Origin of the sequence: Streptomyces sp. McG3, assembly GCF_018619185.1 — a bacterium.
Lineage (GTDB): Bacteria > Actinomycetota > Actinomycetes > Streptomycetales > Streptomycetaceae > Streptomyces.
The window spans coordinates 1-25,569 of sequence record NZ_JAAXYC010000005.1; the positions used below are offsets into that span (position 1 = coordinate 1).

Genomic DNA, 25,569 nt, shown 5'->3' on the forward strand with positions numbered 1-25,569 from the left:
ATCCGCTCCCGCCCCCACCGAAGGACACCCGCCATGCACCGCGCATTGATCGTCGTGGACGTTCAGAACGACTTCTGCGAGGGCGGCAGCCTCGCGGTGGCGGGCGGTGCCGACGTCGCCGCCGCCATCACCGACCTGATCGGCGCCGCCCAGCCCGGCTACCGCCATGTGGTGGCCACCCGCGACCACCACATCGACCCGGGCGACCACTTCTCGTCCAGCCCCGACTTCGAGCACTCCTGGCCGGTGCACTGCGTCGCCGGTACGGAGGGGGTCGGCTTCCACCCGAACTTCGCGCCCGCCGTCGCCTCCGGCGCGATCGACACGGTGTTCGACAAGGGGGCTTACGCGGCCGCGTACAGCGGGTTCGAGGGCTCCGACGAGAACGGGATCGGGCTCGCCCAGTGGCTGCGCGACCGCGACGTCACCGAGGTCGACGTCGTCGGCATCGCCACCGATCACTGCGTGCGGGCCACCGCTCTGGACGCGGCCCGCGAGGGCTTCGTCACGCAGGTGCTGCTCGACCTGACCGCGGGCGTGTCCGGGGCGACCACCGACCGGGCCCTGGCGGAGATGCGCACGGCGGGCGTGAAGCTCTCCGGCACACCGGTCGTCGCGTAGTCGCGGCCGCCCCTCCCGGACCACGCCCCTTGCGCCTACGCGGCCGGGCGGGCCGGTCCGGCGTACCCGGTGGGACCCAGCAGGGCCCTGATCGGGTGCCACAGCTCCTGGCACGACTGCGGTGACGGGGAGGACCGGGGCGACTGGGGTGCGAGGCCCGACAGGCCGGCCGGGTCCGTCTGCGGGGCGGCCCGCCACAGCAGACCGTCCGGATGGTGCAGCACCGCCGTGACCTCGTCCGGCGTGGGCGGCAGGTCGTTGCCGCGCAGGTAGACCGCCCGCAGCCCCAGGTTGCGCAGCCTGGTCAGGGCGCGCGCCCGGTTCGCCGCGTGCACCAGCACCCGCACCGGGGCCCCGGGCCCCGCTCCCGTACCCCCGTGGGGGCCTGTTCCCCCGTCCGGTCTGGTCAGGGTCAGTGCGACCACCACCGTGCCGTTCGGCAACCTGCAGAAACCTCCGCCAGCCATGCTCCGCGCTCCCCCGTGAGACGTCGTGTCAATAAGGATGTGAACAAGACGCACCTAAACACGATCGGCCGCCGCCCGCTAGGGGGCGACGGCCGATCATGGTTTGACCTGCGGTTCTCCTTGATCAGCGACCCGAGGGGCTGACCAGCACGCTCATCGTCGAGCCGTTGCGGGGCTCGTGGACGATGGAGATGCGGGTGTTCGTGTCAGAAACCTTGACACTGCCCGTGGGGTTCTCCTTGTACCAGTAGGTGCCCTTCCGGTCGTCGAAGACCGGGTTGCCCAGGGCGGGCTTGATGTACTGCGGCACGTCCGCGTTGTGCAGCGTGAAGCCCTGGTTCGGGTACCAGCTGAAGGTCGCGTCGAACGGCTGGATCTTGTTGCGCAGGAGCGAGCCGTCCTTCCACTTCAGCGGCTTGGCGTGCGCGTCGATCGGCAGGATCAGACCCTGGCCCGGGTGGACGGAGGTGTTGTTGTCCTTCTGGGAGGTGTCCCAGAGCCAGACCAGCAGACCGTTCTGGTACGCGTAGTGCTCGACCCAGTCCGGACGGGTGCCGGAGAAGCCGAAGTTGTACGGGCCGACCTTGAGGGTCTCGTCGTACGACACGTACTGGCGGTTCTCCGCGATGTAGTACTGCGGGTAGTCCTGGGTGAAGGACTCGCCGATGCGCGAGAAGCCCTTCGCGGTCCAGCCGTTGTCGTCGCCCTCGGCGTTGTCCGAGAAGAGCGCGGCGCCGTCGGCCGTGACGGTGACGGCGTCGGCCGCGAAGCCCTTGCCGCCCGCGCCGCCGTCCGTCTGGTAGCGGAAGCGGAGGTCGACCTTCTTGCCCGCGTAGGCGTCCAGGGAGAAGGACAGCTTCTGGTACGCGCCCGAGACGCCGGTCAGGGCCGGCTTGTCGCTGGCGTCGCGCGGGAGGGCCTTGCCGTCGGCGGTGCCGTCGAGCGCGGTCCAGTTGGCGCCACCGTTGTCGGACACCTCGGTGTAGAGGTAGTCGTAGTCGGCCTCGATGTCGTACCAGCCCGAAAGGTCCAGCGTGGCCTTGGACTTGCCGGTCAGGTCGACCGGGCGGGTCAGGGTGTTCGACAGGTCGTCGCCCATGTCGCTCCACCACTGCTTCGCGCCCTCGGCGGGCTTGACGACGGTGGTGGTGACGGCCTTCTTGGGCAGCTCGACGACGAGCGCCTGCGGGTTCTTGGTGTTGTACTCCGAGACGCCCAGCTTGTGCAGCGAGGTCTTGCCGGCCTTGGCCTTGTCGTAGTCGAGCCAGCCCAGCTGGAGCTTGTCCCACGAGGTCATGTCGCCCGGCAGGTTGCCGATCTCGCCCTTGCCGGTGCCGAGCCAGGAGCCCGCCGACATCAGGGACCAGAAGCCGACCGAGTTCTCGCCGCCACCGGAGGTGTCGTACAGGTCCGGGAGACCGAGGTCGTGGGCGTACTCGTGGGCGAAGACGCCCAGGCCGCCGTTCTCGGGCTGGACGGTGTAGTCGCCGACCCAGATGCCCGTGTCGCCGATCTGGGCGCCACCGGCCTTGTTGTCCGCGGGGCCGGTCGCACCGGCGTTGGTGCCGTACGCGTACCAGCGGTGCGCCCAGATGGCGTTGGTGCCCTCGGCGCCGCCGCCGGCCGACTCGTCCTCGCCGGCGTGGACCAGCTGGAAGTGGTCGATGTAGCCGTCGGGCTCGTTGAAGTTGCCGTCACCGTCGAAGTCGTAGCGGTCCCACTCGTCGTACTCGGCGAGGTTCGCCTTGATCTCCGCGTCGGTGCGGCCCTTGGCCTGCTGGTCCGCGACCCAGGCGTTCACGCCGTCGCGCACCGCGTCCCACACGTTGGCGCAGTTGGACTGGCCGCAGTAGTTGGAGCCGTAACGGGCCTCGTTGTAGGGGACCTTGACCCAGTCGGAGACCTCTCCCTCGACCGAGTAGCGGCCCGAGGAGGTCTTCTCGTAGTAGGTCTTGAGCGAGTTGACGCCCTTGCCCTCGCCGAAGTAGAGCTCCTGGAAGTGCTCCTGGTTGTAGTCGGCCTGCCAGGCGGTGCTGTTGTCCTTCTTCGGGTCCGGCTTGGCGATCTTGTTGTGCGCCGGGCCCGGGGCGCCCCCGAACTTCTTGACGGGCGGCTTGGGGCCGTCGCCGTCGGGGTCGAACATCGTGGTGTCGTCGACCTGGTCGCCGAACTCCAGCAGGATGGTGAAGATCTTGTCGGTCTTCTCCCGGCCGAGCTCCACGTACTTCTTGTCGCCGAGCTTGACGACCTTGGAGCCGCTCCGGTTCGCCACCTTCTTGTCGCCGGACAGCACCAGCTCCAGCGCGGCCTCGCGCTGGGCGGCCTGCTCCTCGCTGAAGGGGCCCTCCAGGTTGTGCTCCACGTGCCCCTTGGCCGGCGCCGGGTCACGGCGGTCGACGGTGGAGACACCGGAACCTGATGAGCTGTCATGCGCCTGGGCGGTGGCGAAGGTCGACGCCGTCGCGGCGGTCGCAGCCATGGCCACGACAACGGCGGCGGCGCGAAGCGCCTGTCTCTGATTGGTCACTTGATGCAGTCCTCCCCGGGCGTCCGCGCCGCGGCCAGGGGGGTATGAAACGGGCCGTGCGCGTAAACGCGTCACAAGTGACGACATTCGATCGGAGTTATGAGAGAAAAGACAGACCTTGACTTGAACAGGCCAAGTGCACTATGCGGAGGGCTCTTCCGGTATGCGGACGGTATGAGGAGGGCATGGGAACGGCAAAAGAACGCCGCCGGCCGGGACCGGGCCGTTCGCCACACCCCAACAGGCGCGTTCCGCTGTCCGGTTGGTGAGAGGCGTGACTCCGTGCGCCCCCTGTGCACCGGTACCGTGTGTTAGGTCACGCTTACTACCGGTCCGGCTCGGGCATTCACCGTCGTAGGGTCGTTCGGCGCGCACGACCGTGCCGACCGCCGCCCGCCCATCCGACGTCCCGAGGACGGAAACCGCCATGCCGCGTCCGACTGCCGCACAGTTCGCCTACGGTTCGGCCACCGTCGTCGTCACGACGCTCGCCCTGCTGCTGCTGTTCCGCACGGAGTCCGGCATCGGCGTCGCCGCCGTCGGCACGACCGCGCTGGCCCTCGGCCTCCTGGTCGCCGTGCGCCTGCCCCGCCACCGCGGAGGGGAAGGGACGGGACGGACGGCGACCGCCGACGCCGCCTCCCGAACCCACCACGCCCTGGAGGGCGTCGGGGCCCGGGAGCGGGTCGCGGCGGGCCGCTCGTCGGCACCGGCGAACGACCACTCGCTGCGCCGCTGAGCGGACGACGGACCGGAGGATGGCCGTCCGCTAGCGGGCGGCCACCACGACCGTCTTGGCCGCCTTGTCCTGCAGACCCTGCCGGTAGGGCTTGTCGGTGAACATCAGCACGATGTTGATCAGCCACCACAGGCACGGGCAGCACAGCAGCGCCGGGGCCCACAGCACGACGGCCCGCATCAGCGCGGCCCCGGTGTCGGGCACCCGCCCGTCGTTGAGCATCGCGACGCGCAGCTTGAGCAGCCGCTTGCCCGGCGTGCGGCCGTCCTTGTGGGTGAAGTACGTGTCGTAGGCGACGTAGACCACCAGACCGATGATCGACCAGAGCAGCTGGTGCCCGCTGTACCCGCTGGCGACCGCGTCCCCGAACCCGTCGTCCCCGTCCCCGTTGACGTCGACCGCGCCGCCCCAGGGCAGCGAGATCAGGTACAGCGGGATCGAGATGATGAGGAAGTCGATGAGCCGCGCCAGGATCCGCTTCCCCGGCTCGGCGAGCGGCGGCATTCCGGCCAGCGGATCGGGCGCCCCGAAGCCGCCGCCGCTGCCGTACGGGTCGTTCGGCGGGGGCGGAGGCGGCGGCGGGGGCGGCGCACTGCCGTACGGCTGACCCTCGGACGGCGGCGAGGGCTCCTGCGGCTTCTTGAGGAACGGATCGTCGTCCTCGGGCGGCTGGCCGGGCGTCGGCTGGTCGTTGCTCATGGGGGCAGTGCATCCCGCGTCACCGGGCCCCGCAACGGCTCAGGTGCGTTCGGGGGACACGGAGTGGCATACGAGTCTAAACGGGCATGTCGCCGCGCGCTCGGTCACGCGTCCCCGGAGCCCGGGCACGCGAGCCACCGGGCCCGCTCAGCGCGCTCAGCCCGCTCAGCCCGCTCAGCCCGCTCAGCCCGCGACGAAGGTGCGGGCAGCCTTGTCGTGCCAGCACTGGCGCCAGGGCCGGTCGATCAGGCACCAGAGAACGTTGACGACGCCGATGACGAGCAGCCCCAGCACGCCGTAGACGAGCCAGCGGCGCAGGGCCGCGCCCAGGGTGGGCGCGTCGTGGGACTCGATGTCCCGTACGTCGAGCCCGCAGAGCTTCTTGCCCAGCGTCCGGCCCCACTTGGCCGTCGGCAGCGCCTCCAGGAGGAAGCCGATGAGGAGGAACGCGGCGAGCAGGGCCCCCAGCAGCGCCCCGGTGGTGGAGTCCAGCAGCCAGACGGTGACCGTCTCCCCCGTCTCCTTCGCCGCGGTGATCTTCCGGTCGATGTGGTCGAGCGCCCGGGTCGCCAGCGGGACGGCCGCCGCCCCGACGGCCGCGCCGAGCACGAGGCTGTCGACCAGCCGGGCGGCGAACCGCTTGCCGAGCCCCGCGGGCCGGGCCGAGGCCTGGTTGCGGGCGAGTTGCTGGAAGGGGTCGTCGACCGGCGGCTTCCAGGGCACGACGGGCTGGTCCGCGTCCGGCCCCTGGTGCTGGTGCTGGTGCGGTTGCTGGTGCTGGTGCTGGTGCGGTTGCTGGTGCTGGTGCTGGTGCGGTTGCTGCTGCTGCTGGTGCGGTTCGGGCTGGGCCAGTTGGTGGACCTGCTGCGCCCAGGAGGCCGAGCCGCCGCCGGGGCCCGGCGTCAGCGGTGTCTGCAGGGCCGCGGGCCGCACGGGGGCGGGAGACGGTGTGGGCGCGGGGGCAGGGGCCTGGACCGGCCCCTGCCGCACTTCCTGCGGTACGGGAGCCGGGGCCGGGGCGGCCTGTGCGGGAGTCGGCAGCGGTGCCTGCTGCACCGGTGTCCGCCGCGGCTGCGCGTGCTGCGCCGGTGACTGCTGTGGCTGCTGTGCCTGCGCCGGCAGTGCCCGGGGCGCCGGAGCCGGTGCGAGGCTGCTCTGTGCCGCGCCCACGTTCTGCGGCCCCTGCTGCGTACCGGCGTTCGACGATGCCGGGGCGGCAGGCGGAACGGCATTGGCCTGTGCGGCGCCGGGCTGTACGGCGTTGGGCCCCGCGGCGCGCGGTCCCACCGCGCGGATCGTGACCGTCCCGTCCGTCGGCGGACGCGCCCCGGCCTCCTCGGCGGACCGGCCGCCGTCCCGCATCCCCGGCAGCGCGCCGCCGGTCGGATCCTGGGCCAGCGGCGCCCTCGGGTCGGCCGGCGCCGAGGGGTGGCCGGCGGGCTCCTGGGCCGGCCCGCCCCAGTCGACCCGGCGGTCCCGTTCGCCGCCGAAACCGTTCTGGCGCGCGGTGTCCGCCTGCCAGACGGACGCCGAGTCCGCGGTGTCCGCGGCGGGTTCACCGGATCCGGCCGGGGCCGCCGGGCCGTCCTGGAGGCCATCCTCCTCGTCGAAGAAGATCGGCCCGGTCTCCTCCACCGGCGCGGCCTGCGCACCGGCGGCGGGAGCGGCGGCCGGACCCGCCTGACGGGGCGCGGGGCGGCTCGTGCCGGGGACCCAGGACGCGCCGTTCCAGTACCGGACGTAGCCGGGGATGGAGGGGTCGGGGTAGTAGCCCTCGCGGGGGCTTTCGTCACCGGGTGCCGGAGTTGGCGCGCTCATCAGCGGGTCCCGTATCTCTTCGAGGCCTCAGGCCGTCCCCGCCGGGCGGGGACGGCCTCAATACAAGGGTCCACATCTATCAGACCGCCGGCCACCCCCGGGCCGGTCCACCTGTTTGGGACCACTTTCGGGACCGCACGAAGTTTTTTGGAGAAGTCGCGTAATAGGTGGCGGGGAGGGCGCTCTCTCCTTGTGCGGGACGGTCACGGGGCCGGCCCACGAGCACCGGAAGGTTGTGCATTCTCATGATGAGCATCGTGGAACGTGAGCTGGAGCTGAAGCTGGTCCTGTCCCCCGAGCGGTCCATTCCGGTACCCGCCCGGCTGACGTATCGCACGGACGACCCGTACGCCGTGCACATCGCCTTCCACATCGGCTCCGAGTCGCCCGTGCACTGGACGTTCGCCCGGGAGCTGTTGGTGGAGGGCGTGTTCCGGCCGTGCGGGCACGGGGACGTACGGATCTGGCCGACGAAGGTCGCGGGCCGCAGCGTCATCTGTGTGGCCCTCACCTCCCCGGACGGCAACGCCCTGCTCGAAGTGAACTCGGCCGCCGTGGCCGCCTGGGTGGAGCGGACCCTGCGGGTGGTGCCGCCGGGTTCGGAGAGCGACCGGCTCGGCATGGACGAGGCGCTGGCGGAGCTGCTGGCCCCGCTGCCGGCCGACGACCTCTGGTTGAGCGACCCGTGGCAGTCGGACGACGCGCCGTCCCAGGACGGCGAGGCGTGAGGGCGGCCGGACAGCGGGGCCGCTGTCAGAAGAGCTTGCCGGGGTTGAGGAGTCCGAGCGGGTCGAAGGCGGCCTTGACGGAGCGCTGCAGTTCGATGCCGGTCTCGCCCAGTTCGCGGGCGAGCCACTCCTTCTTGAGGACGCCGACGCCGTGTTCGCCGGTGATGGTCCCGCCCAGTTCGAGGCCGAGCGCCATGATGGCGTCGAAGGACTCGCGGGCCCGGCGGGACTCGTCGGGGTCGTGGTGGTCGAAGCAGACGACGGGGTGGGTGTTGCCGTCGCCCGCGTGGGCGCAGACGCCGATGGTGAGGTCGTACTCCTCGGCGATGGCCGCCGTGCCCGCGAGCATCGCGCCGAGCTGCGAGCGCGGTACGCAGACGTCGTCGATCATCGTGGCGGGCTTGACGGTCTCCAGTGCGGTGAGCGACATCCGGCGTGCCTGGAGGAGGAGTTCGGACTCCGCGGGATTGTCGGCGGGGACCACCTCGGTGGCCCCTGCGGCGGTGCACAGGGCTCCGACGGCGGCGAGGTCGGCGAGCGGGTCGGGGGTGTCGAAGGCGCAGAGCAGCAGGGCCTCGGTGGTCTCGGGCAGGCCCATGGAGGCCATGGCGTTGACGGCACGCACGGTCGTACGGTCCATCAGTTCGAGGAGTGACGGGGTGTGACCACGTTCCATGATCCGGCACACAGCGTCACAGGCGGCGGCTGCCGAGGGGAACTCGGCGGCGAGGACGAGCTGCTGGGGCGGCTGTGGTTTCAGCGCGAGGACGGCCTTGACGACGATTCCGAGGCTGCCCTCGGAGCCGACGAAGAGCCGGGTCAGATCGTATCCGGCGACGCCCTTGGCGGTGCGACGGCCGGTGGTCAGGAGCCGTCCGTCGGCGAGGACGACGTCCAGGCCCAGGACGTATTCGGCGGTGACCCCGTACTTCACGCAGCACAGGCCACCGGACGCGGTGCCGATGTTGCCGCCGATGGTGCACGTCTCCCAGCTGGAGGGGTCCGGCGGGTAGTACAGACCGTGTTCGTTCACCGCGCGTGACAGCACCGCGTTGACGACGCCCGGTTCGACGACGGCGATCCGGTCGACCGGGCTGATCTCCAGGATCCGGTCCATCTTCACCAGGGAGAGCACGACGCAGCCGTCCGAGGCGTTGGCCGCGCCGGACAGGCCGGTACGGGCGCCCTGCGGGACGACCGGGACGCGCAGCGCGGTGGCGGTGCGCATGACGTGCTGGACCTGCTCGACCGTGCGCGGGAGCACCACGACGGCCGGGGTGCCGGCCTCGCAGAAGCTCGCCATGTCGTGGGCGTAGGACGCGGTGACGTCCGGATCGGTGATCAGCGCCTCGGGGGGCAGTCCCGCGCGCAGCCGTTCGAGGAGATCGCTCATGATCCAAGCGTGTCACCCGGGGCCAATGGTGTGAACCCGTGGGCGGCGGCGATCCCAAGGAGCGGTGTGCTCGTATGACTGACGCACAGTGATGGCCATGGATGTCATGCCGCAGCAGGATCCGGAGTCCCGCCAGCCGCCCGAACCGTCCCCGCAGGACCCTTACGTGATGCCCGCCGAAGGCGCCACCGCCGTACCCCCGCCGCCGCCGACCCTGCGGACGACGTTGCGCCGGGCCGCGTTCGGCGCGGTCGCCGCCGGGGTGCTGCTGGCCGGGGCGCTGGTGGCGGTGGAGGACGGGGAGGGCGACGGGCCGAAGGAGCCGGGGCCGGTCGAGCGGGCCGAGGCGGCGACGACCGCGGGCTCCCCCGCCTCGCTCTCGGACCTCACCGCGCTGATCGGGGACCGGCAGAAGTGGGTGGAGTCCCACCCGAAGGACGCCCCGTCCCTGGCGACGCTGGGCACGGCGTACGTGGAGTGGGCGCGGCGTTCGGCGGACACGACGTACTACGCCCGCGCCGAGGAGACCCTGAAGCGTTCGCTGGCGGCGCGGGCGGGCGAGCGCGGGAACGGGGAGGCGTGGGTGGGTCTGGCGGCCCTGGCCAACGCCCGGCACGACTTCCTCGCGGCGAAGCGGTGGGGCGAGACGGTGAAGAGGCAGCAGCCGAAGGCCTGGAGCGTGTACCCGGTCCTCATCGACGCGTACACCGGGCTCGGCGACCAGAAGGCGGCGACCGCGGCGACGGAGAAGTTCGGTGAGCTGCGCAAGGGTGTTCCGGCGCTGGCCCGCACCGCCGAGCTGTACCGGGGCCAGGGCTGGCGCGAGGACGCGCTGGCCACCGCCCGGGAGGCTGCCGACCGGGCGACGCAGCCCGCCGAGAAGGCCGAGGCGCTGCACCGGCTGGGCGAGCTGGCCTGGGAGCGGGGCGAACCGGAGGAGGCGGTGGCGCAGTTCGACGCGGCGCTGCGCACGGACGCCGGTCACCACGCCTCGCTGGCGGGCCGGGCCCGGGCCCTCGTGGCGCTGGAGCGCACCGACGAGGCGCTGGCGGCGTACCAGAGCGCGCTGGAGAAGCTCCCGCGCCCGGAGTACGCCCTGGAGCTGGGCGAGCTGTACGAGTCGCTGGGGCTGGACGGGGACGCCCGCACCCAGTACGCGGCGCTGCGGGAGATGGTGGCCGGGGCGAAGAAGGCCGGGGTCGACGAGTCCCTGGTGCTGGCCCGCTTCGAGGCCGACCACGGGGACCCGGACGCGGCGGTGGAGCTTTTGCGCGGCCAGTGGGCGAAGCAGCACCGCAGTGCGGCGGTGGCGGACGCGCTGGGCTGGGCGCTGCACCGGGCGGGCGAGTCCGAGGAGGGTCTGGAGTACGCGGAGCGGGCCGTCGGCACGGGTGTGCGGAACGCCTCGTACGCGTATCACCTGGGCGTGATCCAGCGGGAGCTGGAGGACTACGGTCCGGCGCGCCGGAATCTGGAGCAGGCCGTGCGCACCAACCCGGCCTTCTCGCCGCTCGCCGCGCCGCTGGCCCGGGAGGCGCTGGACGCGCTGGGTGAGCCGCCGCCGGGCGGGCCGGGCGACCTGCAGCCGCCGCCCGCTCCGGAGCCGAAACCGGAGCCGAGGCGGGAGACGAGGCCCGAGGCTCCGGCCCCCTCGAATGCGGCCCCTTCCACGTCCCCGTCCCCGGCCCCGTCGAAGGCCGCGGCGAGCAGCCCGGCGGCCGGGAAGCCGGAGGCGGCCGAGGCGTCGAAGAGCCCCTGACACGGTGCCGTGAACGACGTGGGCCGCCGCGGTCCGGGGTACTGCCCCGGACCGCGGCGGCGTTCCGCGTGGGAGACGCAGATCAGAGAGACACAGATCAGAGAGACGCGGATCAGAGGTTGCCGCGCTTCTCCTGCTCGCGCTCGATCGCCTCGAACAGGGCCTTGAAGTTGCCCTTGCCGAAGCCCATGGAGCCGTGGCGCTCGATCATCTCGAAGAAGACGGTCGGCCGGTCCTGGACCGGCTTGGTGAAGATCTGCAGCAGGTAGCCGTCCTCGTCGCGGTCGACGAGGATCTTCAGTTCGCGCAGGGTCTCGACCGGCACCCGGGTCTCGCCGGCCCACTCGCCGAGGGTGTCGTAGTACGAGTCGGGGGTGTCCAGGAACTGGACGCCGGCGGCGCGCATCGAGCGGACCGTGGAGACGATGTCGTTCGTGGCGAGCGCGATGTGCTGGACGCCCGCGCCGCCGTAGAACTCCAGGTACTCGTCGATCTGCGACTTCTTCTTCGCGATGGCCGGCTCGTTGATCGGGAACTTGACCTTGAGCGTGCCGTCGGCGACGACCTTCGACATCAGGGCGGAGTACTCGGTGGCGATGTCGTCGCCCACGAACTCCTTCATGTTGGTGAAGCCCATGACCTCGTTGTAGAAGCCGACCCACTCGTTCATCCGGCCCAGCTCGACGTTGCCGACGCAGTGGTCGATCGCCTGGAAGGTGCGCTTCGCGGCCGGCTCGACGATCGGCGAGGCCGCCGCGAAGCCGGGGAGGTAGGGGCCCTCGTAGCCGGAGCGCTCCACCAGGGTGTGGCGGGTCTTGCCGTACGTGGCGATGGCGGCGAGGACGACGGTGCCGTGCTCGTCCTTGACCTCGTGCGGCTCGGTGATGCCGCGGGCGCCGTGCTCGACGGCGTACGCGTACGCGGCGCGGGCGTCCGGGACCTCGATCGCGAGGTCGATGACGCCGTCTCCGTGCTCGGCGACGTGGTCGGCGAGGAAGGTGCCCCACTCGGTGGACGGTTTGATCACGGAGGTGAACACGAAGCGGGCGGCGCCGTTGGTCAGGACGTAACTCGCGGTCTCGCGGGTGCCGTTCTCCGGTCCGGAGTAGGCGACCAGCTTCATGCCGAAGGCGGTCGAGTAGTAGTGCGCGGCCTGCTTGGCGTTGCCCACGGCGAAGACGACCGCGTCCATTCCCTTGACCGGGAAGGGGTCGGCCCGCCGGGCGGTCTCGGGGCTGGTGTGCAGAGTCTCAGTCATGTTCGAAGGCTCTCCCCACATCGCAAGGTGCGCAACAGTTCGCGCATTGACTGGTCAATGTGCCCAGTGGATCGCCATGATGGCCGGACTATCTGTACAGGGTGACCATCAGAGGCAGGCTCATGGCGATCGATCATCTGGACGGGCGGCTCATCGTGCTCCTGGCGCGCGAACCACGGATCGGCGTCCTCGAGGCGTCCCGGCGGCTCGGGGTGGCGCGCGGGACCGTGCAGGCGCGGCTGGACCGTCTTCAGTCGAACGGCGTCATCCGGGGATTCGGCCCCGACGTGGATCCGGCGGCGCTCGGCTACCCGGTCACCGCGTTCGCCACGCTGGAGATCAAACAGGGCCAAGGGGTCGACGTACGCGCCCATTTGGGCGGCGTGCCGGAAGTGCTGGAGCTGCACACCACCACCGGGCACGGCGACATGTTCTGCCGCCTGGTCGCCCGTTCCAACGCCGATCTCCAGCGGGTGATCGACCGGGTTGTCGGATTTGATGGCATTGTCCGGGCCTCCACGGCGATCGTCATGGAGAACCCGGTTCCGCTGCGGATCATCCCGTTGGTGGAACAGGCGGCCGAGGACACCGACTGAGCGACGGGCTCGGGAGGTCACCCGATCCGAAGGAGCGCCGTGTGAGCTTCTGGGAGTATCTGAACACCCGCCACCAGCAGCTCCTCACGGATGCGTTCCAGCACGTCAGCGCGGTCTTCCAGTGCATGGTCATCGCCACCGTGCTGGGCGTGGTCATCGGCGTGGTGAGCTACCGCAGCGGCTGGGGCGGCTCGCTCGCCATCACCTCCACGGCCACGATCCTCACCATCCCCTCGCTCGCCGCGATCGGCCTGCTGATCCCGCTGGTCGGCCTCGGCGTCGCGCCGACCGTGATCACCCTGACGCTGTACGGGCTGCTGCCGATCGTCCGGAACTCCATCGTCGGGCTGCGGGGCGTCGATCCGTCGCTGGTCGACGCGGCGACGGGCATCGGGATGTCGCGGCTGGCCCGGCTGTGCCGGGTGGAGCTGCCGCTCGCCTGGCCGCCGATCCTGACCGGGATCCGGGTGTCCACCCAGATGCTGATGGGCATCGCCGCCATCGCCGCGTACGCCTCCGGGCCCGGCCTCGGCAACGAGATCTTCCGGGGCATCGCCTCGCTGGGCAGCGCCAACGCGATCAACCAGGTCCTCGCGGGCACGCTCGGCATCGTCGTCCTCGCCCTGCTCTTCGACGCCGCGTACGTCCTGCTGGGACGGCTGACCATCCCGAGGGGGATCCGTGCCTGAGACCGAGACCGACACCGGGGCCGCCACCGCGGGCGGGACCGCCGCCACCTCCGGGGCCACCATCCAGCTGGAGAACCTCACCAAGAGCTATCCGGGCAACCCGAACCCGGCCGTCGAGAACGTCTCGATGGAGATCAGGGCGGGCGAGACGGTGATCTTCGTCGGCCCGTCCGGCTGCGGGAAGTCCACCACCCTGAAGATGATCAACCGGCTGATCGAGCCGTCGTCGGGCCGGATCCGGATCGACGACGAGGACGTCACCGACATCGACCCGGTGAAGCTGCGCCGCAAGATCGGGTACGCCATCCAGTCCTCCGGCCTCTTCCCGCACATGACGGTCGCGGACAACATCGCCCTGGTCCCGAAGATGGTCGGCTGGTCCAAGTCCCGGGTGAAGGACCGGGTGGAGGAGATGCTCGACCTGGTGGGCCTGGACCCGCGCGAGTTCCACGGCCGCTATCCGCGCCAGCTCTCCGGCGGGCAGCAGCAGCGGGTGGGGGTGGCGCGGGCGCTGGCAGCCGACCCTCCCGTCCTGCTGATGGACGAGCCGTTCGGGGCGGTCGACCCGATCACCCGCGACCACCTCCAGGACGAGCTGATCCGGCTCCAGCACGAGCTGCACAAGACGATCGTGTTCGTCACCCACGACTTCGACGAGGCGATCAAGCTCGGCGACCGGATCGCGGTGCTGCGGGAGCGCTCGCACATCGCGCAGTTCGACACCCCCGAGGCGATCCTGACCAACCCGACGGACGACTTCGTCTCGGGTTTCGTGGGGGCGGGCGCGGCCCTGAAGCGGCTGAACCTGACCCGCGTACGGGATGTGGGCATCGCGGACTTCCCGACGGTGACGGTCGAGGACCCGCTCCAGTCGATCTTCAACAAGCTGCGCAGCGGCCCGCACAACGAGCTGCTGATGCTGGACCGCCGCAACCGTCCGTACAAGTGGCTGCGGCGCGGCGACCTGATGCGGGCGCGCGGTTCGCTGGCGCGGGCCGGGCAGCTGGTGCACGACACGGTGACCCGGGACGCCACGCTGCACGACGCGCTGGAGGCGGTCCTCACCGACAGCGGGGGCCGGGTCGCGGTGACCGGGCGGCGCGGCGAGTTCATCGGGGTCGTCGACATGAAGACGCTGATGGACAACGTGCAGGAGCTGCTGGAGGCCGACCGGCTGACGGCGATGGAGCACCAGCACGAGCTGGAGGAGCTGCGGGTCCACCAGACGGAGCAGGAGCTGGAGGGGGGTGGCGACGGCCGATGAGTCCCAGCCATCCGTCCGGCTCCGGCAAGGGCCCGGCCACCCCCACCCGCCCGCCGGGCGAGCACGACGTCAAGGGCCACGCGTTCCACGACGAGGAGAGCGACCCCTCCCCCGGACCGGCCGCACCGGAGCGCCGGTTCACCTGGCGGAAGCTGGTGGTCCTGCCGGCGGTGCTCGTCGTCATCGTGGTCATCACCTACGTCTGGATCACCAACATCCATCTGGACTCGATCGCGGAGAACTCGCTGAGCGGCGGCAACGTGCAGCTGCGCTGGTGGCAGCACGTGCGGCTGACGGCGATCTCCACGCTCTGGGTGCTGATCATCGCGATCCCGCTGGGCATCGCCCTGACCCGGCGGCGGCTGCGGAAGGCGGCCCCGGCGTTCACCGCGCTGGCCAACATCGGGCAGGCGACGCCCGCGATCGGTCTGCTGGCGCTGCTGGTGATCTGGCTGGGCATCGGCCCGCGGACCGCGATCATCGGCATCGTGATCTACGCGGTGCTGCCGGTGCTCTCCAACACGGTGGCGGGTTTGCGGGCGATCGAGCCGAACATGATCGAGGCGGCGCGCGGGATGGGGATGTCGGGCCGGGGTGTCCTGATGAAGGTGGAGCTGCCGCTCGCGGTGCCGTTGATCCTGGCCGGGGTGCGTACGGCACTGGTCCTGAACGTCGGCACGGCGACGCTGGCGACGTTCGGCGGGGGCGGCGGACTGGGCGACCTGATCACGTCGGGGATCCAGACGCAGCGGATGCCGGTGCTGATCATCGGCTCGGTGCTGACGGTAGTGCTGGCCCTGCTGGTGGACTGGCTGGCCTCGCTGGCCGAACTGGCGCTGACGCCGCGCGGGCTGGAGGAGCGATGAGGAGGACGGCGTACGTTCCCCGGCGCGGGGCCTTCACGGTCGGCGGCACGGCCCTGTCCCTCACGCTGGCACTGACGCTGGGCGGCTGCGGGCTCAAGAGCGGTTCGCCGATGGTGGACGACGTGTCGCCGGGGTCGGTAGGGCAGGGCGAGCCGCTCAAGGGCGCGTCGCTGACCGTGACGTCGAAGAACTTCAGCGAGAACATCATCCTGGGCCAGATGACCGGCCTGGTGTTCAAGGCGGCCGGGGCGGAGGTCCTGGACCGGACGAACCTGCCGGGTTCGATCAGCGCCCGCGAGGCCATCATCAACGGCGACGCCGACGCCCAGTGGGACTACACGGGCACCGGCTGGATCACCTTCCTCGGCCACGCGGACCCCATCGTCGACCCGAGGAAGCAGTACGAGGCGGTGCGGGACGAGGACCGGGGCAACGGGGTGGTCTGGCTGCCGCCGGCGCCGCTCGACAACACGTACGCGCTCGCCATCAGCAAGAAGAACAACGCGAAGTACCGGCTGAAGACCCTCTCGGACGTGGCGGCCCTGGTGAAGAAGGACCCGGGCGCGGTGACGATCTGCGTGGAGAACGAGTTCGCCTCCCGCGACGACGGGCTGCCCGGCATGGAGAAGCGGTACGGGATGAGGATCCCGGCGGGCAACATCCAGAAGATGGACGCCGGGATCATCTACACCCAGGTCTCCGGGTCCGACTCCTGCCTGCTGGGCGAGGTGTTCACCACCGACGGCCGGATCAAGGCGATGAACCTGGACGTCCTGGAGGACGACAAGGACTTCTTCCCCAACTACAACGCCTCCCCGGTCATCCACGAGGCGACCTTCGAGAAGTACCCGGTGATCGCGGAGCTGCTGGACCCGCTGGCGAGGAAGCTGACGACCGAGGTCGCGCAGACGCTGAACGCCAAGGTGGACGTCGAGGGCGAGGACCCGCACGAGGTCGCCAAGGACTGGCTGGTGGCGGAGGGGTTCATCGAGGAGGAGTGAGTTGTCCGGGGTGCGCTGCAAAGACCTCGTTGCAAAAAAGCCTTGCAAAGCACTCTTTGCATCTCTACTGTCGAGACATGCCGGAGAACGAGCACACCCCCCACCCCTACCGCCATGACGGAACCGACCGCAGGATCCACAACGTCGACGCCCGTACGCTGCGCGCCGTCGCGCACCCCCTGCGGATTCGCCTGCTGAAGGCGCTGCGCGATTTCGGCCCCGCCACCGCTTCCCAACTCGGCGAAAGGCTGGGCGAGTCCAGCGGTGCGACCAGCTACCACCTGCGCCAGCTGGCGGAGAGCGGGCTGGTCGAGGACGCTCCGGAGCTGGGCAAGGGCCGCGAGCGCTGGTGGCGGTCGGTGCACGACGGCTCGATGTTCGAGACCACGGACTTCCGGAGGCATGCCGACCCGGAGGTGCGCGGGGCCATCGACTTCGTCCTGCACGAGACGGCCACGTCGCACGCCCAGGAACTGAATACCTGGCTGGGCACCGTGGACGACTGGCCGGAGGAGTGGCAGCGCAGCTGGGACATGAGTGACTTCACGATCCGCCTCACCCCGGAACTCGCCATGGAGATGTCCCGGAAGGTCCACGAACTGATGGAGAGCTACCGGGGCGCCGTCCCCGACGACACCGAGGGATCGGCCGTCGTCCGGACCCACCTGCACGCCTTCCCGCGCCTCTCCGAATGAGCGCCGTGCCGCCAACAGCCCACCACTTGAGGGGAATCCACTTATGCACGCCGACGTCCACCACCTCCTGCACGCCGCCCGAGCATCCGAACTCCAGTGCGAGGCAACGGCGTTCCGTCTTCCCCGCACCAGCCTGCGCACCCGGGTCGGCTGGACCCTGGTCGAGGTGGGGCTGCGCCTGACCACTCAGAGCCGGGAGGCGACCGCGCCCCGCACCGCCGCCTTCCATCCGGCGTAGCCGTCGACTCGGCCCAACCATCGACTCGGGGGAGACAGAACCATGGGGCACCGCACCCCGCTCGCCGCCACACTCGCGGCCAACTCCATTTCCACCGCGGGCACTTCACTGACCCTGATCGGCGTCCCCTGGTTCGTCCTGGAGACCACCGGCAGCGCGGGCCGGGCCGGGTTCGTCGCCTTCTGCGCCACCCTGCCGATCGTCGTCGCCGCCCTGATCGGCGGACCGGTCATCGACCGGATCGGCCGCCGCCGGGTCGCCATCGCCTCCGACACCGTGTGCGCGGCGGCCATCGCCGCGATCCCCCTGCTGCACTTCGCCGGCGTCCTCGACTTCTGGATGCTGTGCGCGCTGATGGCGGTCAACGGGTTCGCCCACACCCCGGGCAACACCGCGCGCTACGTCCTGATCCCGGACCTGGCCGAGCACGCCGGCATCACGCTCCCCCGGGCCGCCAGCCTCTTCGACGCGGTCTCGCGCGGGGCCCGGATGGTCGGCGCGGCCCTGGCCGGCGTCCTCATCGCCTTCGCCGGCGCGGAGACCGTCCTGCTGCTGGACGCGGCGACGTTCGGGCTGTCCGCCCTGCTGATCGCCGCAGGCGTACGGGGGATCCGGGCGGCCGAGCCGCGCGAGACCGGGGCCCCGGTCTCGCTGCGCGTCTACGGCTCCGAACTCCGCGAGGGATACACCCACTTGCTGGGCAACCGGCTGCTGCTGGCGATCGTGGTCATGGTGATGCTCATGAACGGCACCGACCAGGGCTGGTACGCCGTGCTGCTCCCGGTGCACGCCGAGGCCGAGCTGGGCGGGGCGACCGCCATCGGGCTGCTCACCGCGATGTTCGGGGCGGGCGGGCTGTTGGGCGCGTTGCTGTACGGGGCGGTGGGACACCGGTTCTCGCGGCGGACGGTGTTCACGGTGTGCGTGATCCTGTGCGGCGCGCCGAGGTTCCTGGTCGCCGCGGTGACCGGGACGACGCTTCCGCTCGCGGTCACGATGCTGCTCGGCGGGATCGCGGGCGGCGTGCTGAACCCGATCCTGACGACGGTCGTCTACGAGCGTGTGCCGGACCGACTGCGCAGCCGGGTGTCGGGGGTGCTGACGGCGGGCAGCGAGTTCGCCATGCCGCTGGGCGGGCTCGCGGCCGGGCTGCTGGTGGAGGGCGCGGGCGCGACGGGGGCGCTGCTGATGATGGGCGGGGTCTACTTCCTGGCCACGCTGAGCCCGCTGGTGTTCCCGTCCTGGCGGACGCTGGACGACGGGCCGTTGACGGAGCCCGTACAGCCGGCGCCCCCCGTACCGCCGGTTCCGCCGAAGGTCAGCAGCCCGGCACCGGCCCGCCCGTCTCCAGGGCCTTGAGCGAGCCGACCGCGTCCTTCAGTGTGGAGACGGGCACGATCCGCAGCCCGTCGGGCGCCTCCGACTCCGCCTGGGCGCACTCCGCCTTCGGCACGAGGAAGACGCTCGCCCCGTCACGGTGGGCGCCCTGGGCCTTCATCGACACGCCCCCGACCGCGCCGACCTTGCCGTCCGCGCTGATCGTCCCCGTACCGGCGATGGTGCGGCCGCCGGTGAGGTCGCCGCCGGAGCCGTTGCCGTCGAGCTTGTCGATGATGCCGAGGGAGAGGAAGAGGCCGGCGCTCGGGCCGCCGATGTCGCCGAGGTCCACCTCCACGCGCATCGAACCGGGCTCGCGGTCCAGGTAGTTCAGGGCGGCGTCGACGGCGACGTTCTGCGACTGCCTCATGTCGTCGAGGTTGTGCTTCTCGATCTCCTTCTCGGAGCCACCGGTGGGGTAGACGGAGTCGCGCGGCATGACCGCCCGGTCGGTCCGGAACCAGCCGTCGATCACCTCGCCGATACGGACGTCCGCCTTCGGCCCGGTGGCGAGGATCGTCGTCATCCTCAGCTGCCCGTCGGTGGGGCGGGTCTCCGCGCCGGTGATGGTGATCACCGGCCGCCCGTCGTCCTTGCCGAGCACGTCCGCGGTCACCCCGGGCCGGGCCAGGGTGAACGGCAGCGGTGCGAAGGCCGCCGTACCGAAGAGGGCGAGGACGGGCAGCGCGCAGAGGGCGAGGACGCGGGGGCGCGTGAGACGAGTGAGCACGCACCCAATCTAACCGCCGCCCTCCGGCCGGAACGCGCCAGGCGTACGCCGCCCCCGCCGCCTCCGCGAGGACGGACCCGGGCGCTCCCCGGCCGGTACGGGCCTACCGCAGCGCGTCGGCCACCTCCCGGGCGGCGTCGAGCACGCGGGGCCCGACCCGTTCCGGTACGGCGTCGGCGAGCATGACGACACCGACGCTGCCCTCCACGCCCGAGACCCCGACCAGGGGCGCGGCCGCCCCGCTGGCCCCGGCCTCCAGCTCGCCGTGGGTGAGGGTGTACCCGGGGTGTCCGGCCTCCGTGGCCTGCCGGGCGGACAGGATGGCCCGGCCCGCCGCGCCCCGGTCCAGCGGATGCCGGAAGCCGGCCCGGTAGGCGACGTGGTAGTCGGTCCAGGTGGGCTCGACGACGGCGACCGCGAGGGCGTCGCTGCCGTCGACGAGCGTGAGATGGGCGGTGGCCCCTATGTCCTCGGCCAGGGAGCGCAGCGCGGGCAGCGCGGCTTCCCGGACGAGCGGATGCACCTGGCGGCCGAGCCGCAGCACACCCAGGCCGACCCGGGCGCGGCCGCCCAGGTCACGGCGGACCAGGGCGTGCTGCTCCAGGGTGGCGAGCAATCGGTAGACGACGGTCCGGTTGACACCGAGCTTGTTGGACAGCTCGGTGACGGTCAGGCCGTGATCGGTGTCGGCGAGCAGTTTGAGGACGCGCAGTCCTCGGTCGAGCGTCTGGGAGGTCTCCGCTGTCACGACGCCCTCTCCTCTTCGGGGTGAGCGACGACGGTCCTGCTCCGGCGGGGTTGCGACGCCGGTCCCAGCGGCGACGCACGGAGAGGCCGCCGGCCTGGCAAGGCACCGGCTGCGCTCCGCGGCGGCGTTGCCACGGGGCGTTCATATGGCGGGGACAGTAGCGATCCAGTCCGCTCAGCGGAAGTCCTCGTCCAGAATCCGGTCTCCGGACGCGGAGCCCCGGAACGGCCCGCACATAAGGGCCGGTCAGCGGGGCGGCGTCCGGAAAGCGAACATCTACGCGCGTTCACGTGTCGTGACACCGCCGGGGCCGTGCGTCCACGGATGTGAACCAACGTTAACAGTGCGTGAACGGTCACCCAGAAATTTCCCGGACCCGGCGACCGGAAACGTCTCCGCGGAAGCCGGGAGCGTCGCCACGACGCCCGGGAACGCCGTCGGCCCGCACGAAGGGGGGAACCTCCGTACGGGCCGGCGAGAACGGACGGCACCGGGGTCACGTCATCCGCGTCGCCCACTCCTGGACCTTCGCGATGCGCTGCTGGATCTGGTGGGCCGTGGCCTCCGCGCTCGGCGGGCCGCCGCAGACGCGACGCAGTTCGTTGTGGATCACGCCGTGGGGCTTGCCGCTCTGGTGCGTGTAGGCGGAGACCGTGGTGTTGAGCTGCTTGCGCAGGCTCAGCAACTGCTTGTGGGTGACCACGGGCCGGGCGTCGGCCGGCTTCTCCAGGAGGTCGGCCTCCTCGGCCGGCTTCTGGCGGCTGTGCGCGATCTGCCGGGTCTGCCGCTTCTGGAGGAGGAGCTGAACCTGGTCCGGCTCCAGGAGCCCGGGGATGCCGAGGTAGTCCTGTTCCTCCTCGGAGCCGGGGTGCGCCTGCATGCCGAACTCGGCGCCGTCGTACAGCACCCGGTCGAAGACGGCGTCGGACTCCAGTGCCTCGAAGGGCAGCTGCTCCTCGGTCTCCTCGTCCTCCAGCCTCTCCGCGTCGGCGAGGAGCTTGTCCTCCTCGGAGAACGGGTTCTCCTCGTCGCTGCCCTTCTTCGGCTTGTCGAGCACGTGGTCGCGCTCGACCTCCATCTCGTTGGCGAAGTCGAGGAGCATCGGGATGGTCGGAACGAAGACGGAGGCCGTCTCGCCGCGCCTGCGGGACCGCACGAAGCGGCCGACGGCCTGGGCGAAGAAGAGAGGCGTGGAGATCGTCGTCGCGTACACGCCGACGGCGAGGCGCGGCACATCGACGCCCTCGGACACCATGCGGACCGCGACCATCCAGCGCGACTCGTCGCCGCTGAACCGGTCGATCTTCTTGGAGGCGGCCTTCTCGTCGGAGAGGACCACGGTCGGCGTCTCGCCGGTGACCTTCTTGAGGATCTTGGCGTACGCGCGCGCCGACTCCTGGTCGGTCGCGATGACGAGGCCGCCCGCGTCGGGGATGCCCTTGCGGACCTCGGTGAGCCGCTTGTCGGCGGCGGCGAGCACGTTGGGGATCCAATCGCCGGTGGGCGCCAGCGCGGTGCGCCAGGCCTGCCCGATGGCGTCCTTGGTCATCGGCTCGCCGAGCCGGGCGGCGATCTCGTCGCCGGCCTTGGTGCGCCAGCGCATGTTGCCGCTGTAGCTGAGGAAGATGACCGGGCGGACGACGCCGTCGGCGAGCGCGTTGCCGTAGCCGTAGGTGTAGTCGGCGGAGGAGCGGCGGATGCCGTCGTTGCCCTCCTCGTACGCGACGAACGGGATCGGGTTGGTGTCCGAACGGAACGGCGTACCGGTCAGCGCGAGCCGCCGGGTCGCCGGGTCGAACGCCTCCTGGCAGGCCTCGCCCCAGGACTTCGAGTCGCCGGCGTGGTGGATCTCGTCGAGGATCACGAGCGTCTTGCGCTGCTCGCAGCGGTTGCGGTGCAGCATCGGACGGACGCCGACACCGGCGTACGTCACGGCGACCCCGTGGTACTCCTTGCTCAGCGGGCCGGCGCTGTAGTCGGGGTCGAGCTTGATCCCTATCCGAGCGGCCGCCTCCGCCCACTGCTTCTTGAGGTGCTCGGTCGGGGCGACGACGGTGATCTGCTGCACGACATGGTGGTGCAGCAGCCACGACGCGAGGGTCAGCGCGAACGTGGTCTTGCCGGCGCCGGGCGTCGCGACGGCGAGGAAGTCGCGCGGCTGCTCCTGGACGTACCTCTCCATGGCGCCCTGCTGCCAGGCTCGCAGCTTGCCGGCGGTGCCCCAGGGGGCGCGGCCGGGAAAGGCGGGTGAGAGGTGGTGGGAGGCGGTGGTAGTAGTCACGGTCTCCGGTTCGGGGCTCTCGGGTACGTGGGGTGCTGTCCGCACCGGGCCCGGCCCTGATCGGCCCGGCCCGCGATACGACAACCGGGCCACCCTACCGGGGGCCCGGAGAAGATCTCGTACGAACGAGCCGTGGTGCGGTGCCGTTGAGACCCGCTTCACAGGGTCGCGCGCGGGGTCCGGTAGCCGACCCGACCGGGACGCCCGCGGGGCCGGTACCCGACCCGACCGGGACGCCCGCGGGGTCCGGTAGCCGACCCGCGGGCGGGCTCCGAAGCCCGCCCGCAACGCCCCTCAGCTGCCGTGCTTCTCCCGCACGACAACCCGGGTCGCCACCCAGGCCCCCACCAGTGCCACCCCCGCCATCGGCAGGAACACGGCGGCGAACGCGCCCGGGTGCGAGCCGGCGGCTCCGGCCTCCACCGCCCCGTGCGCGGCCGCGCCCACCGCCCCGCCGCCGAGCGCGGCGAAGGCCGCGCCGCCGCTGGCCAGGAGCAGCACGTTGGAGAGCCCGTCGGAGATCTGGAGGGCGGCGGAGTTGGAGCCCGCCTCCTCCGGGGCCGACAGCTTCAGCAGCAGCACGCTGGTGGAGGCGATCACCATGCCCATCCCGAAGCAGCCGAAGGCCCAGGCGACGGCGACGGTCCAGACCGGAACCCCCTCGATCAGCACGGACGGCGCGACGGCGATCGAGGCGGCGACCAGCACCATGCCGCTGACCATCAGCCGCTCCCGGTGGGGCTCCATGCGCGGCCGGGACTGTACGAACGAACCGAGCGCCCAGGTCGCCCCGCCGACGGCCAGCGAGAGCCCGGCCATCGTCGGGGACAGCCCGCGCTGGGTGACCAGCATCAGCGGTACGAAGGACTCGGCGGCGATGAACGACCCGGCGGCGACCCCGCGCAGCAGGACCACCGAGGGCAGCCCGCGCCCCGCCCGTACGGTCCCGGTGGGCAGCAGTCCGCGTACGGCGGGCACCAGCAGGGCGACGCCGAGGGCGGCCGGCAGGAGGGCGAGCCAGTTCAGCTCCTGCCCCGCGTACTGGAGCAGCCCCGCCCCGGCCGAGATCCCGAGGGCGAGCCGGATCCGGCGGCGGTCGTACGGCTCGGTGGCGGCGGCCGGGTCCGCGGGCCCGGAGGCCGTCCGCCGGATCGCCGGGAGGGCCAGGGCGAGCGGGATCACGATGAGGACCGGGATGCCGACGAAGACCCAGCGCCAGCCGAGGTGCTCGGTCACCGTCCCGGAGGCGAGCGGCCCGACGACGGAGGGGATCACCCAGCTCGCGGCGAAGGCCGCCAGGATCGCGGGCCGGATGCGCTCGGGGTAGGCCCGCCCGATGACCACGTACAGGGCGACGATCACCAGCCCGCCGCCGAGTCCCTGGACCGCCCGGCCCGCGATGAAGACCCACATGCTGGTGGCCGCCCCGGAGAGCAGCAGGCCGACGCCGAACGCGGTGATCCCGGTGGCGAGCGGCTGGAGAGGCCCGCGCCGGTCGGCCCACTGCCCGGAGAGGACCATGGCGAACAGACTGGTGGTGAAGTACGCGGAGAAGGCGAAGGCGTAGAGGGGGATCCCGTTCAGCTCGCGCGCGGCGACCGGCATGGCCGTGCCGACCGCCGTGGCCTCGAACGCGATGAGGAACACCACGGAGACGATGCCGATGCTGAGCGCCCGGTAGGTGCGCCCGAGGACCCCTTCGACGGCTGCGAGGGGGATGCCGGACAGCGGGTCCGAGGAGCGATCGTCGGTCGTGGGCGGCGCGAGGTGTGCGGCATCGGTGCCGTCACGCGGTTCGAGGGCGGTCATGGGCCCAGCGTAAGGGGCATGGGGCGGTTTGAACCCTGTCGATGTACCGTCCCGCGCTCGGCCCTTGGTCGTAGGTCGCAGGCCCCGGTACCGGACCGGGTGTGAACGGCGTATGGCAGTCGCGTTGCGGCCCGGCCGGATTCCTTGAGGCGGCGGGCGGAGCCCCGTAGCGTCGTGGACAGCAAGGAACAGAGCACCGCGCGACAGCACCGCAGCACCACACCCGACCGTGTGCCCGAGAGGCTCAGGGGCTCGACTGCAACTCGAGTTACACCGGTTCGAATCCGGTCACGGTCTCCACCGCGAAGCGGCCGTCCCCACGACAGGGGGCGGCCGCTTCCGTTCGCGGTCGGTCGGTCAGCCGGCCGGCCGGTCAGCCTTCAGGGCTTGCATCACCGCGCGGGTGTCGCTGATCAAATCGCCCCGGTAGGCGAGCATCTCCGGCTGGTCCACCACGTCGGGCAGACCCTCCCTTCCGTTGTCGATGTCCGGAGGAGACATCCAGGAGGACAGGGTCAGCGTCACGACGGCACCGCCTTCCACCACCTGCACACGCATGGATTCGTCCTCCATGATCAGCAGATAGGCCAGGTCGCCGAGGTCCGGTACGCGCTCCACCCGGTCCACACTCGTGCCGTCGACCTCCGTCAGCGTGCTGCTCGCCTCGAACTCGGGGCGCGGGTCGGTCTCCTTGTGCAACTCCGCGGTGAGGGAGGCCTGATAGCCGGTGGACCAGCCCGAGGCCTCCGCGCCGTCCGGCGCCCGGGCGGCCGCCACCGTGAAGTCGACGGTGCAGCGAATGCGGCGGAGGGCGGGGTGCTCGATGCCGTCCAGTTCGGTCGACGGCTCGGCCGCCGGCTTCCCCACCGCCTTCGCGAGCGCCTTCAGCTGCACCGCCGCGCAGGAGTCGGACTCCACGCGGTAGCCACGCGGATCGGGCTTCCGGTCGCCGCCGATCCCGTACGCGAAGACCGCCGTCGCCCACACCGCCGACGCCACCACCGCTCCGGCGGCGGCCCACAGCAACCCCCGCACCCGGCGTCGGCCGCCGGCCGCAGGTCCCTGCCGCGGATCGAACCCGCTCACCACGTCCGCGGGCTCCCCCGGCCCGGGCTCGCCCACCAGCTCCGGTTCAGTGATCACGTGGTGGCTCTCCCCTGGTCGGACAACGGTACGAACCATCGGACGGGTTCGGCCCTTCGCGGCATTCTCCGGTTATCCGGGCCGGCCCGGAAGTGTCCAGGAGTCTCCGTCGCCACGGGGAGC

The 25,569-nt window shown here is 71.5% G+C and carries 23 protein-coding genes and 1 tRNA gene; 13 read left to right on the top strand and 11 right to left on the bottom strand.

From position 1 onward, the window contains the following. The first annotated feature begins 33 nt into the window (after positions 1-33). On the top strand, positions 34-621 hold the full coding sequence (locus HET64_RS01430; protein WP_215101345.1) for an isochorismatase family protein: 588 nt from the start codon (positions 34-36) through the stop codon (positions 619-621). A 35-nt stretch (positions 622-656) separates the two neighbouring features. Here HET64_RS01430 and HET64_RS01435 read toward each other — a convergent pair whose 3' ends face one another. Both HET64_RS01435 and HET64_RS01440 read right to left on the bottom strand, forming a co-directional pair. Beyond that, positions 657-1,088 (bottom strand): hypothetical protein, encoded by a 432-nt coding sequence (locus tag HET64_RS01435; protein ID WP_215101347.1) that lies wholly within the window; start codon positions 1,086-1,088, stop codon positions 657-659. Positions 1,089-1,212: 124 nt separating this feature from the next. Beyond that, entirely contained in the window at positions 1,213-3,615 is a 2,403-nt protein-coding gene (locus tag HET64_RS01440; RefSeq protein WP_215101349.1) for an immune inhibitor A domain-containing protein, read from the bottom strand. 427 nt (positions 3,616-4,042) lie between these two features. Here HET64_RS01440 and HET64_RS01445 point away from each other — a divergent pair, with 427 nt between their 5' ends. Then, positions 4,043-4,354 carry a hypothetical protein gene (locus HET64_RS01445; RefSeq protein WP_215101351.1) on the top strand — a complete coding sequence of 104 codons (312 nt, stop codon included), beginning with the start codon at positions 4,043-4,045 and terminating at the stop codon, positions 4,352-4,354. Between the two features lie 30 nt (positions 4,355-4,384). Here HET64_RS01445 and HET64_RS01450 read toward each other — a convergent pair whose 3' ends face one another. Together HET64_RS01450 and HET64_RS01455 are read right to left on the bottom strand one after the other, a co-directional pair. Continuing rightward, complete coding sequence (locus HET64_RS01450) at positions 4,385-5,053, bottom strand: RDD family protein (protein ID WP_215101353.1); 669 nt, start codon at positions 5,051-5,053, stop codon at positions 4,385-4,387. 183 nt (positions 5,054-5,236) lie between these two features. After that, on the bottom strand, positions 5,237-6,871 hold the full coding sequence (locus HET64_RS01455; RefSeq protein WP_215101355.1) for an RDD family protein: 1,635 nt from the start codon (positions 6,869-6,871) through the stop codon (positions 5,237-5,239). Between the two features lie 245 nt (positions 6,872-7,116). On the opposite strand from HET64_RS01455, the gene HET64_RS01460 reads away from it, so the two are divergent. Continuing rightward, on the top strand, positions 7,117-7,599 hold the full coding sequence (locus tag HET64_RS01460; RefSeq protein ID WP_215101357.1) for an SsgA family sporulation/cell division regulator: 483 nt from the start codon (positions 7,117-7,119) through the stop codon (positions 7,597-7,599). A gap of 25 nt (positions 7,600-7,624) precedes the next feature. Here HET64_RS01460 and HET64_RS01465 read toward each other — a convergent pair whose 3' ends face one another. Next, positions 7,625-8,992, bottom strand: coding sequence for an FAD-binding oxidoreductase (locus HET64_RS01465; RefSeq protein ID WP_215101359.1), 1,368 nt, complete (start codon positions 8,990-8,992; stop codon positions 7,625-7,627). A gap of 97 nt (positions 8,993-9,089) precedes the next feature. On the opposite strand from HET64_RS01465, the gene HET64_RS01470 reads away from it, so the two are divergent. Continuing rightward, positions 9,090-10,751, top strand: coding sequence for a lipopolysaccharide assembly protein LapB (locus HET64_RS01470; protein ID WP_215101361.1), 1,662 nt, complete (start codon positions 9,090-9,092; stop codon positions 10,749-10,751). Positions 10,752-10,863: 112 nt separating this feature from the next. Here HET64_RS01470 and hppD read toward each other — a convergent pair whose 3' ends face one another. After that, positions 10,864-12,009, bottom strand: a complete 1,146-nt coding sequence (gene hppD, locus HET64_RS01475) for a 4-hydroxyphenylpyruvate dioxygenase (RefSeq protein ID WP_215101363.1) — start codon at positions 12,007-12,009, stop codon at positions 10,864-10,866. A 122-nt stretch (positions 12,010-12,131) separates the two neighbouring features. Between hppD and HET64_RS01480 the strand changes: the two genes are divergently transcribed. The 8 genes from HET64_RS01480 (at position 12,132) to HET64_RS01515 (ending at position 18,717) form a co-directional block, all read left to right on the top strand. Beyond that, positions 12,132-12,605 (top strand): Lrp/AsnC family transcriptional regulator, encoded by a 474-nt coding sequence (locus HET64_RS01480; RefSeq protein WP_215101365.1) that lies wholly within the window; start codon positions 12,132-12,134, stop codon positions 12,603-12,605. 41 nt (positions 12,606-12,646) lie between these two features. Next, entirely contained in the window at positions 12,647-13,294 is a 648-nt protein-coding gene (locus HET64_RS01485; protein ID WP_030087600.1) for an ABC transporter permease, read from the top strand. Continuing rightward, positions 13,287-14,558, top strand: coding sequence for an ABC transporter ATP-binding protein (locus tag HET64_RS01490; protein WP_215101367.1), 1,272 nt, complete (start codon positions 13,287-13,289; stop codon positions 14,556-14,558). The genes HET64_RS01485 and HET64_RS01490 overlap by 8 nt, the downstream gene beginning before the upstream one ends. Beyond that, on the top strand, positions 14,555-15,424 hold the full coding sequence (locus tag HET64_RS01495; RefSeq protein ID WP_215101369.1) for an ABC transporter permease: 870 nt from the start codon (positions 14,555-14,557) through the stop codon (positions 15,422-15,424). Before HET64_RS01490 ends, HET64_RS01495 begins: the two co-directional genes overlap by 4 nt. A 110-nt stretch (positions 15,425-15,534) precedes the next feature. Next, on the top strand, positions 15,535-16,425 hold the full coding sequence (locus HET64_RS01500; protein ID WP_251144627.1) for a glycine betaine ABC transporter substrate-binding protein: 891 nt from the start codon (positions 15,535-15,537) through the stop codon (positions 16,423-16,425). A 77-nt stretch (positions 16,426-16,502) separates the two neighbouring features. Further along, positions 16,503-17,120 (top strand): transcriptional regulator, encoded by a 618-nt coding sequence (locus HET64_RS01505; RefSeq protein ID WP_215101371.1) that lies wholly within the window; start codon positions 16,503-16,505, stop codon positions 17,118-17,120. Between the two features lie 43 nt (positions 17,121-17,163). After that, positions 17,164-17,358 carry a hypothetical protein gene (locus tag HET64_RS01510; RefSeq protein WP_215101373.1) on the top strand — a complete coding sequence of 65 codons (195 nt, stop codon included), beginning with the start codon at positions 17,164-17,166 and terminating at the stop codon, positions 17,356-17,358. Between the two features lie 42 nt (positions 17,359-17,400). Further along, positions 17,401-18,717 carry an MFS transporter gene (locus HET64_RS01515; protein WP_215101375.1) on the top strand — a complete coding sequence of 439 codons (1,317 nt, stop codon included), beginning with the start codon at positions 17,401-17,403 and terminating at the stop codon, positions 18,715-18,717. Here the strand turns inward: HET64_RS01515 and HET64_RS01520 are convergent. From HET64_RS01520 to HET64_RS01535, 4 genes are all read right to left on the bottom strand, one after another. After that, positions 18,677-19,465, bottom strand: coding sequence for a S16 family serine protease (locus HET64_RS01520; RefSeq protein WP_215101377.1), 789 nt, complete (start codon positions 19,463-19,465; stop codon positions 18,677-18,679). The two genes, HET64_RS01515 and HET64_RS01520, sit on opposite strands and share 41 nt — an antisense overlap. A gap of 103 nt (positions 19,466-19,568) precedes the next feature. Next, on the bottom strand, positions 19,569-20,213 hold the full coding sequence (locus HET64_RS01525) for an IclR family transcriptional regulator (protein WP_006124906.1): 645 nt from the start codon (positions 20,211-20,213) through the stop codon (positions 19,569-19,571). 496 nt (positions 20,214-20,709) lie between these two features. Further along, positions 20,710-22,494, bottom strand: coding sequence for a DEAD/DEAH box helicase (locus HET64_RS01530; RefSeq protein ID WP_215101379.1), 1,785 nt, complete (start codon positions 22,492-22,494; stop codon positions 20,710-20,712). 294 nt (positions 22,495-22,788) lie between these two features. Next, positions 22,789-24,303, bottom strand: coding sequence for an MFS transporter (locus tag HET64_RS01535; RefSeq protein WP_215101381.1), 1,515 nt, complete (start codon positions 24,301-24,303; stop codon positions 22,789-22,791). A 225-nt stretch (positions 24,304-24,528) separates the two neighbouring features. Here HET64_RS01535 and HET64_RS01540 point away from each other — a divergent pair. Next, a tRNA-Cys gene (locus HET64_RS01540) sits at positions 24,529-24,603 on the top strand. Positions 24,604-24,660: 57 nt separating this feature from the next. Here HET64_RS01540 and HET64_RS01545 read toward each other — a convergent pair. Further along, complete coding sequence (locus HET64_RS01545) at positions 24,661-25,446, bottom strand: hypothetical protein (protein WP_215101383.1); 786 nt, start codon at positions 25,444-25,446, stop codon at positions 24,661-24,663. Positions 25,447-25,569 lie beyond the last annotated feature (123 nt).

Coding starts and splice junctions, on each gene's coding strand:
- HET64_RS01430 (WP_215101345.1), top strand. CDS start 34: ATGCACCGCGCATTGATCGTCGTGGACGTTCAGAACGACTTCTGCGAG.
- HET64_RS01435 (WP_215101347.1), bottom strand. CDS start 1,088: ATGGCTGGCGGAGGTTTCTGCAGGTTGCCGAACGGCACGGTGGTGGTC.
- HET64_RS01445 (WP_215101351.1), top strand. CDS start 4,043: ATGCCGCGTCCGACTGCCGCACAGTTCGCCTACGGTTCGGCCACCGTC.
- HET64_RS01450 (WP_215101353.1), bottom strand. CDS start 5,053: ATGAGCAACGACCAGCCGACGCCCGGCCAGCCGCCCGAGGACGACGAT.
- HET64_RS01455 (WP_215101355.1), bottom strand. CDS start 6,871: ATGAGCGCGCCAACTCCGGCACCCGGTGACGAAAGCCCCCGCGAGGGC.
- HET64_RS01460 (WP_215101357.1), top strand. CDS start 7,117: ATGATGAGCATCGTGGAACGTGAGCTGGAGCTGAAGCTGGTCCTGTCC.
- HET64_RS01465 (WP_215101359.1), bottom strand. CDS start 8,992: ATGAGCGATCTCCTCGAACGGCTGCGCGCGGGACTGCCCCCCGAGGCG.
- HET64_RS01470 (WP_215101361.1), top strand. CDS start 9,090: ATGGATGTCATGCCGCAGCAGGATCCGGAGTCCCGCCAGCCGCCCGAA.
- hppD (WP_215101363.1), bottom strand. CDS start 12,009: ATGACTGAGACTCTGCACACCAGCCCCGAGACCGCCCGGCGGGCCGAC.
- HET64_RS01480 (WP_215101365.1), top strand. CDS start 12,132: ATGGCGATCGATCATCTGGACGGGCGGCTCATCGTGCTCCTGGCGCGC.
- HET64_RS01495 (WP_215101369.1), top strand. CDS start 14,555: ATGAGTCCCAGCCATCCGTCCGGCTCCGGCAAGGGCCCGGCCACCCCC.
- HET64_RS01500 (WP_251144627.1), top strand. CDS start 15,535: ATGGTGGACGACGTGTCGCCGGGGTCGGTAGGGCAGGGCGAGCCGCTC.
- HET64_RS01505 (WP_215101371.1), top strand. CDS start 16,503: ATGCCGGAGAACGAGCACACCCCCCACCCCTACCGCCATGACGGAACC.
- HET64_RS01510 (WP_215101373.1), top strand. CDS start 17,164: ATGCACGCCGACGTCCACCACCTCCTGCACGCCGCCCGAGCATCCGAA.
- HET64_RS01515 (WP_215101375.1), top strand. CDS start 17,401: ATGGGGCACCGCACCCCGCTCGCCGCCACACTCGCGGCCAACTCCATT.
- HET64_RS01535 (WP_215101381.1), bottom strand. CDS start 24,303: ATGACCGCCCTCGAACCGCGTGACGGCACCGATGCCGCACACCTCGCG.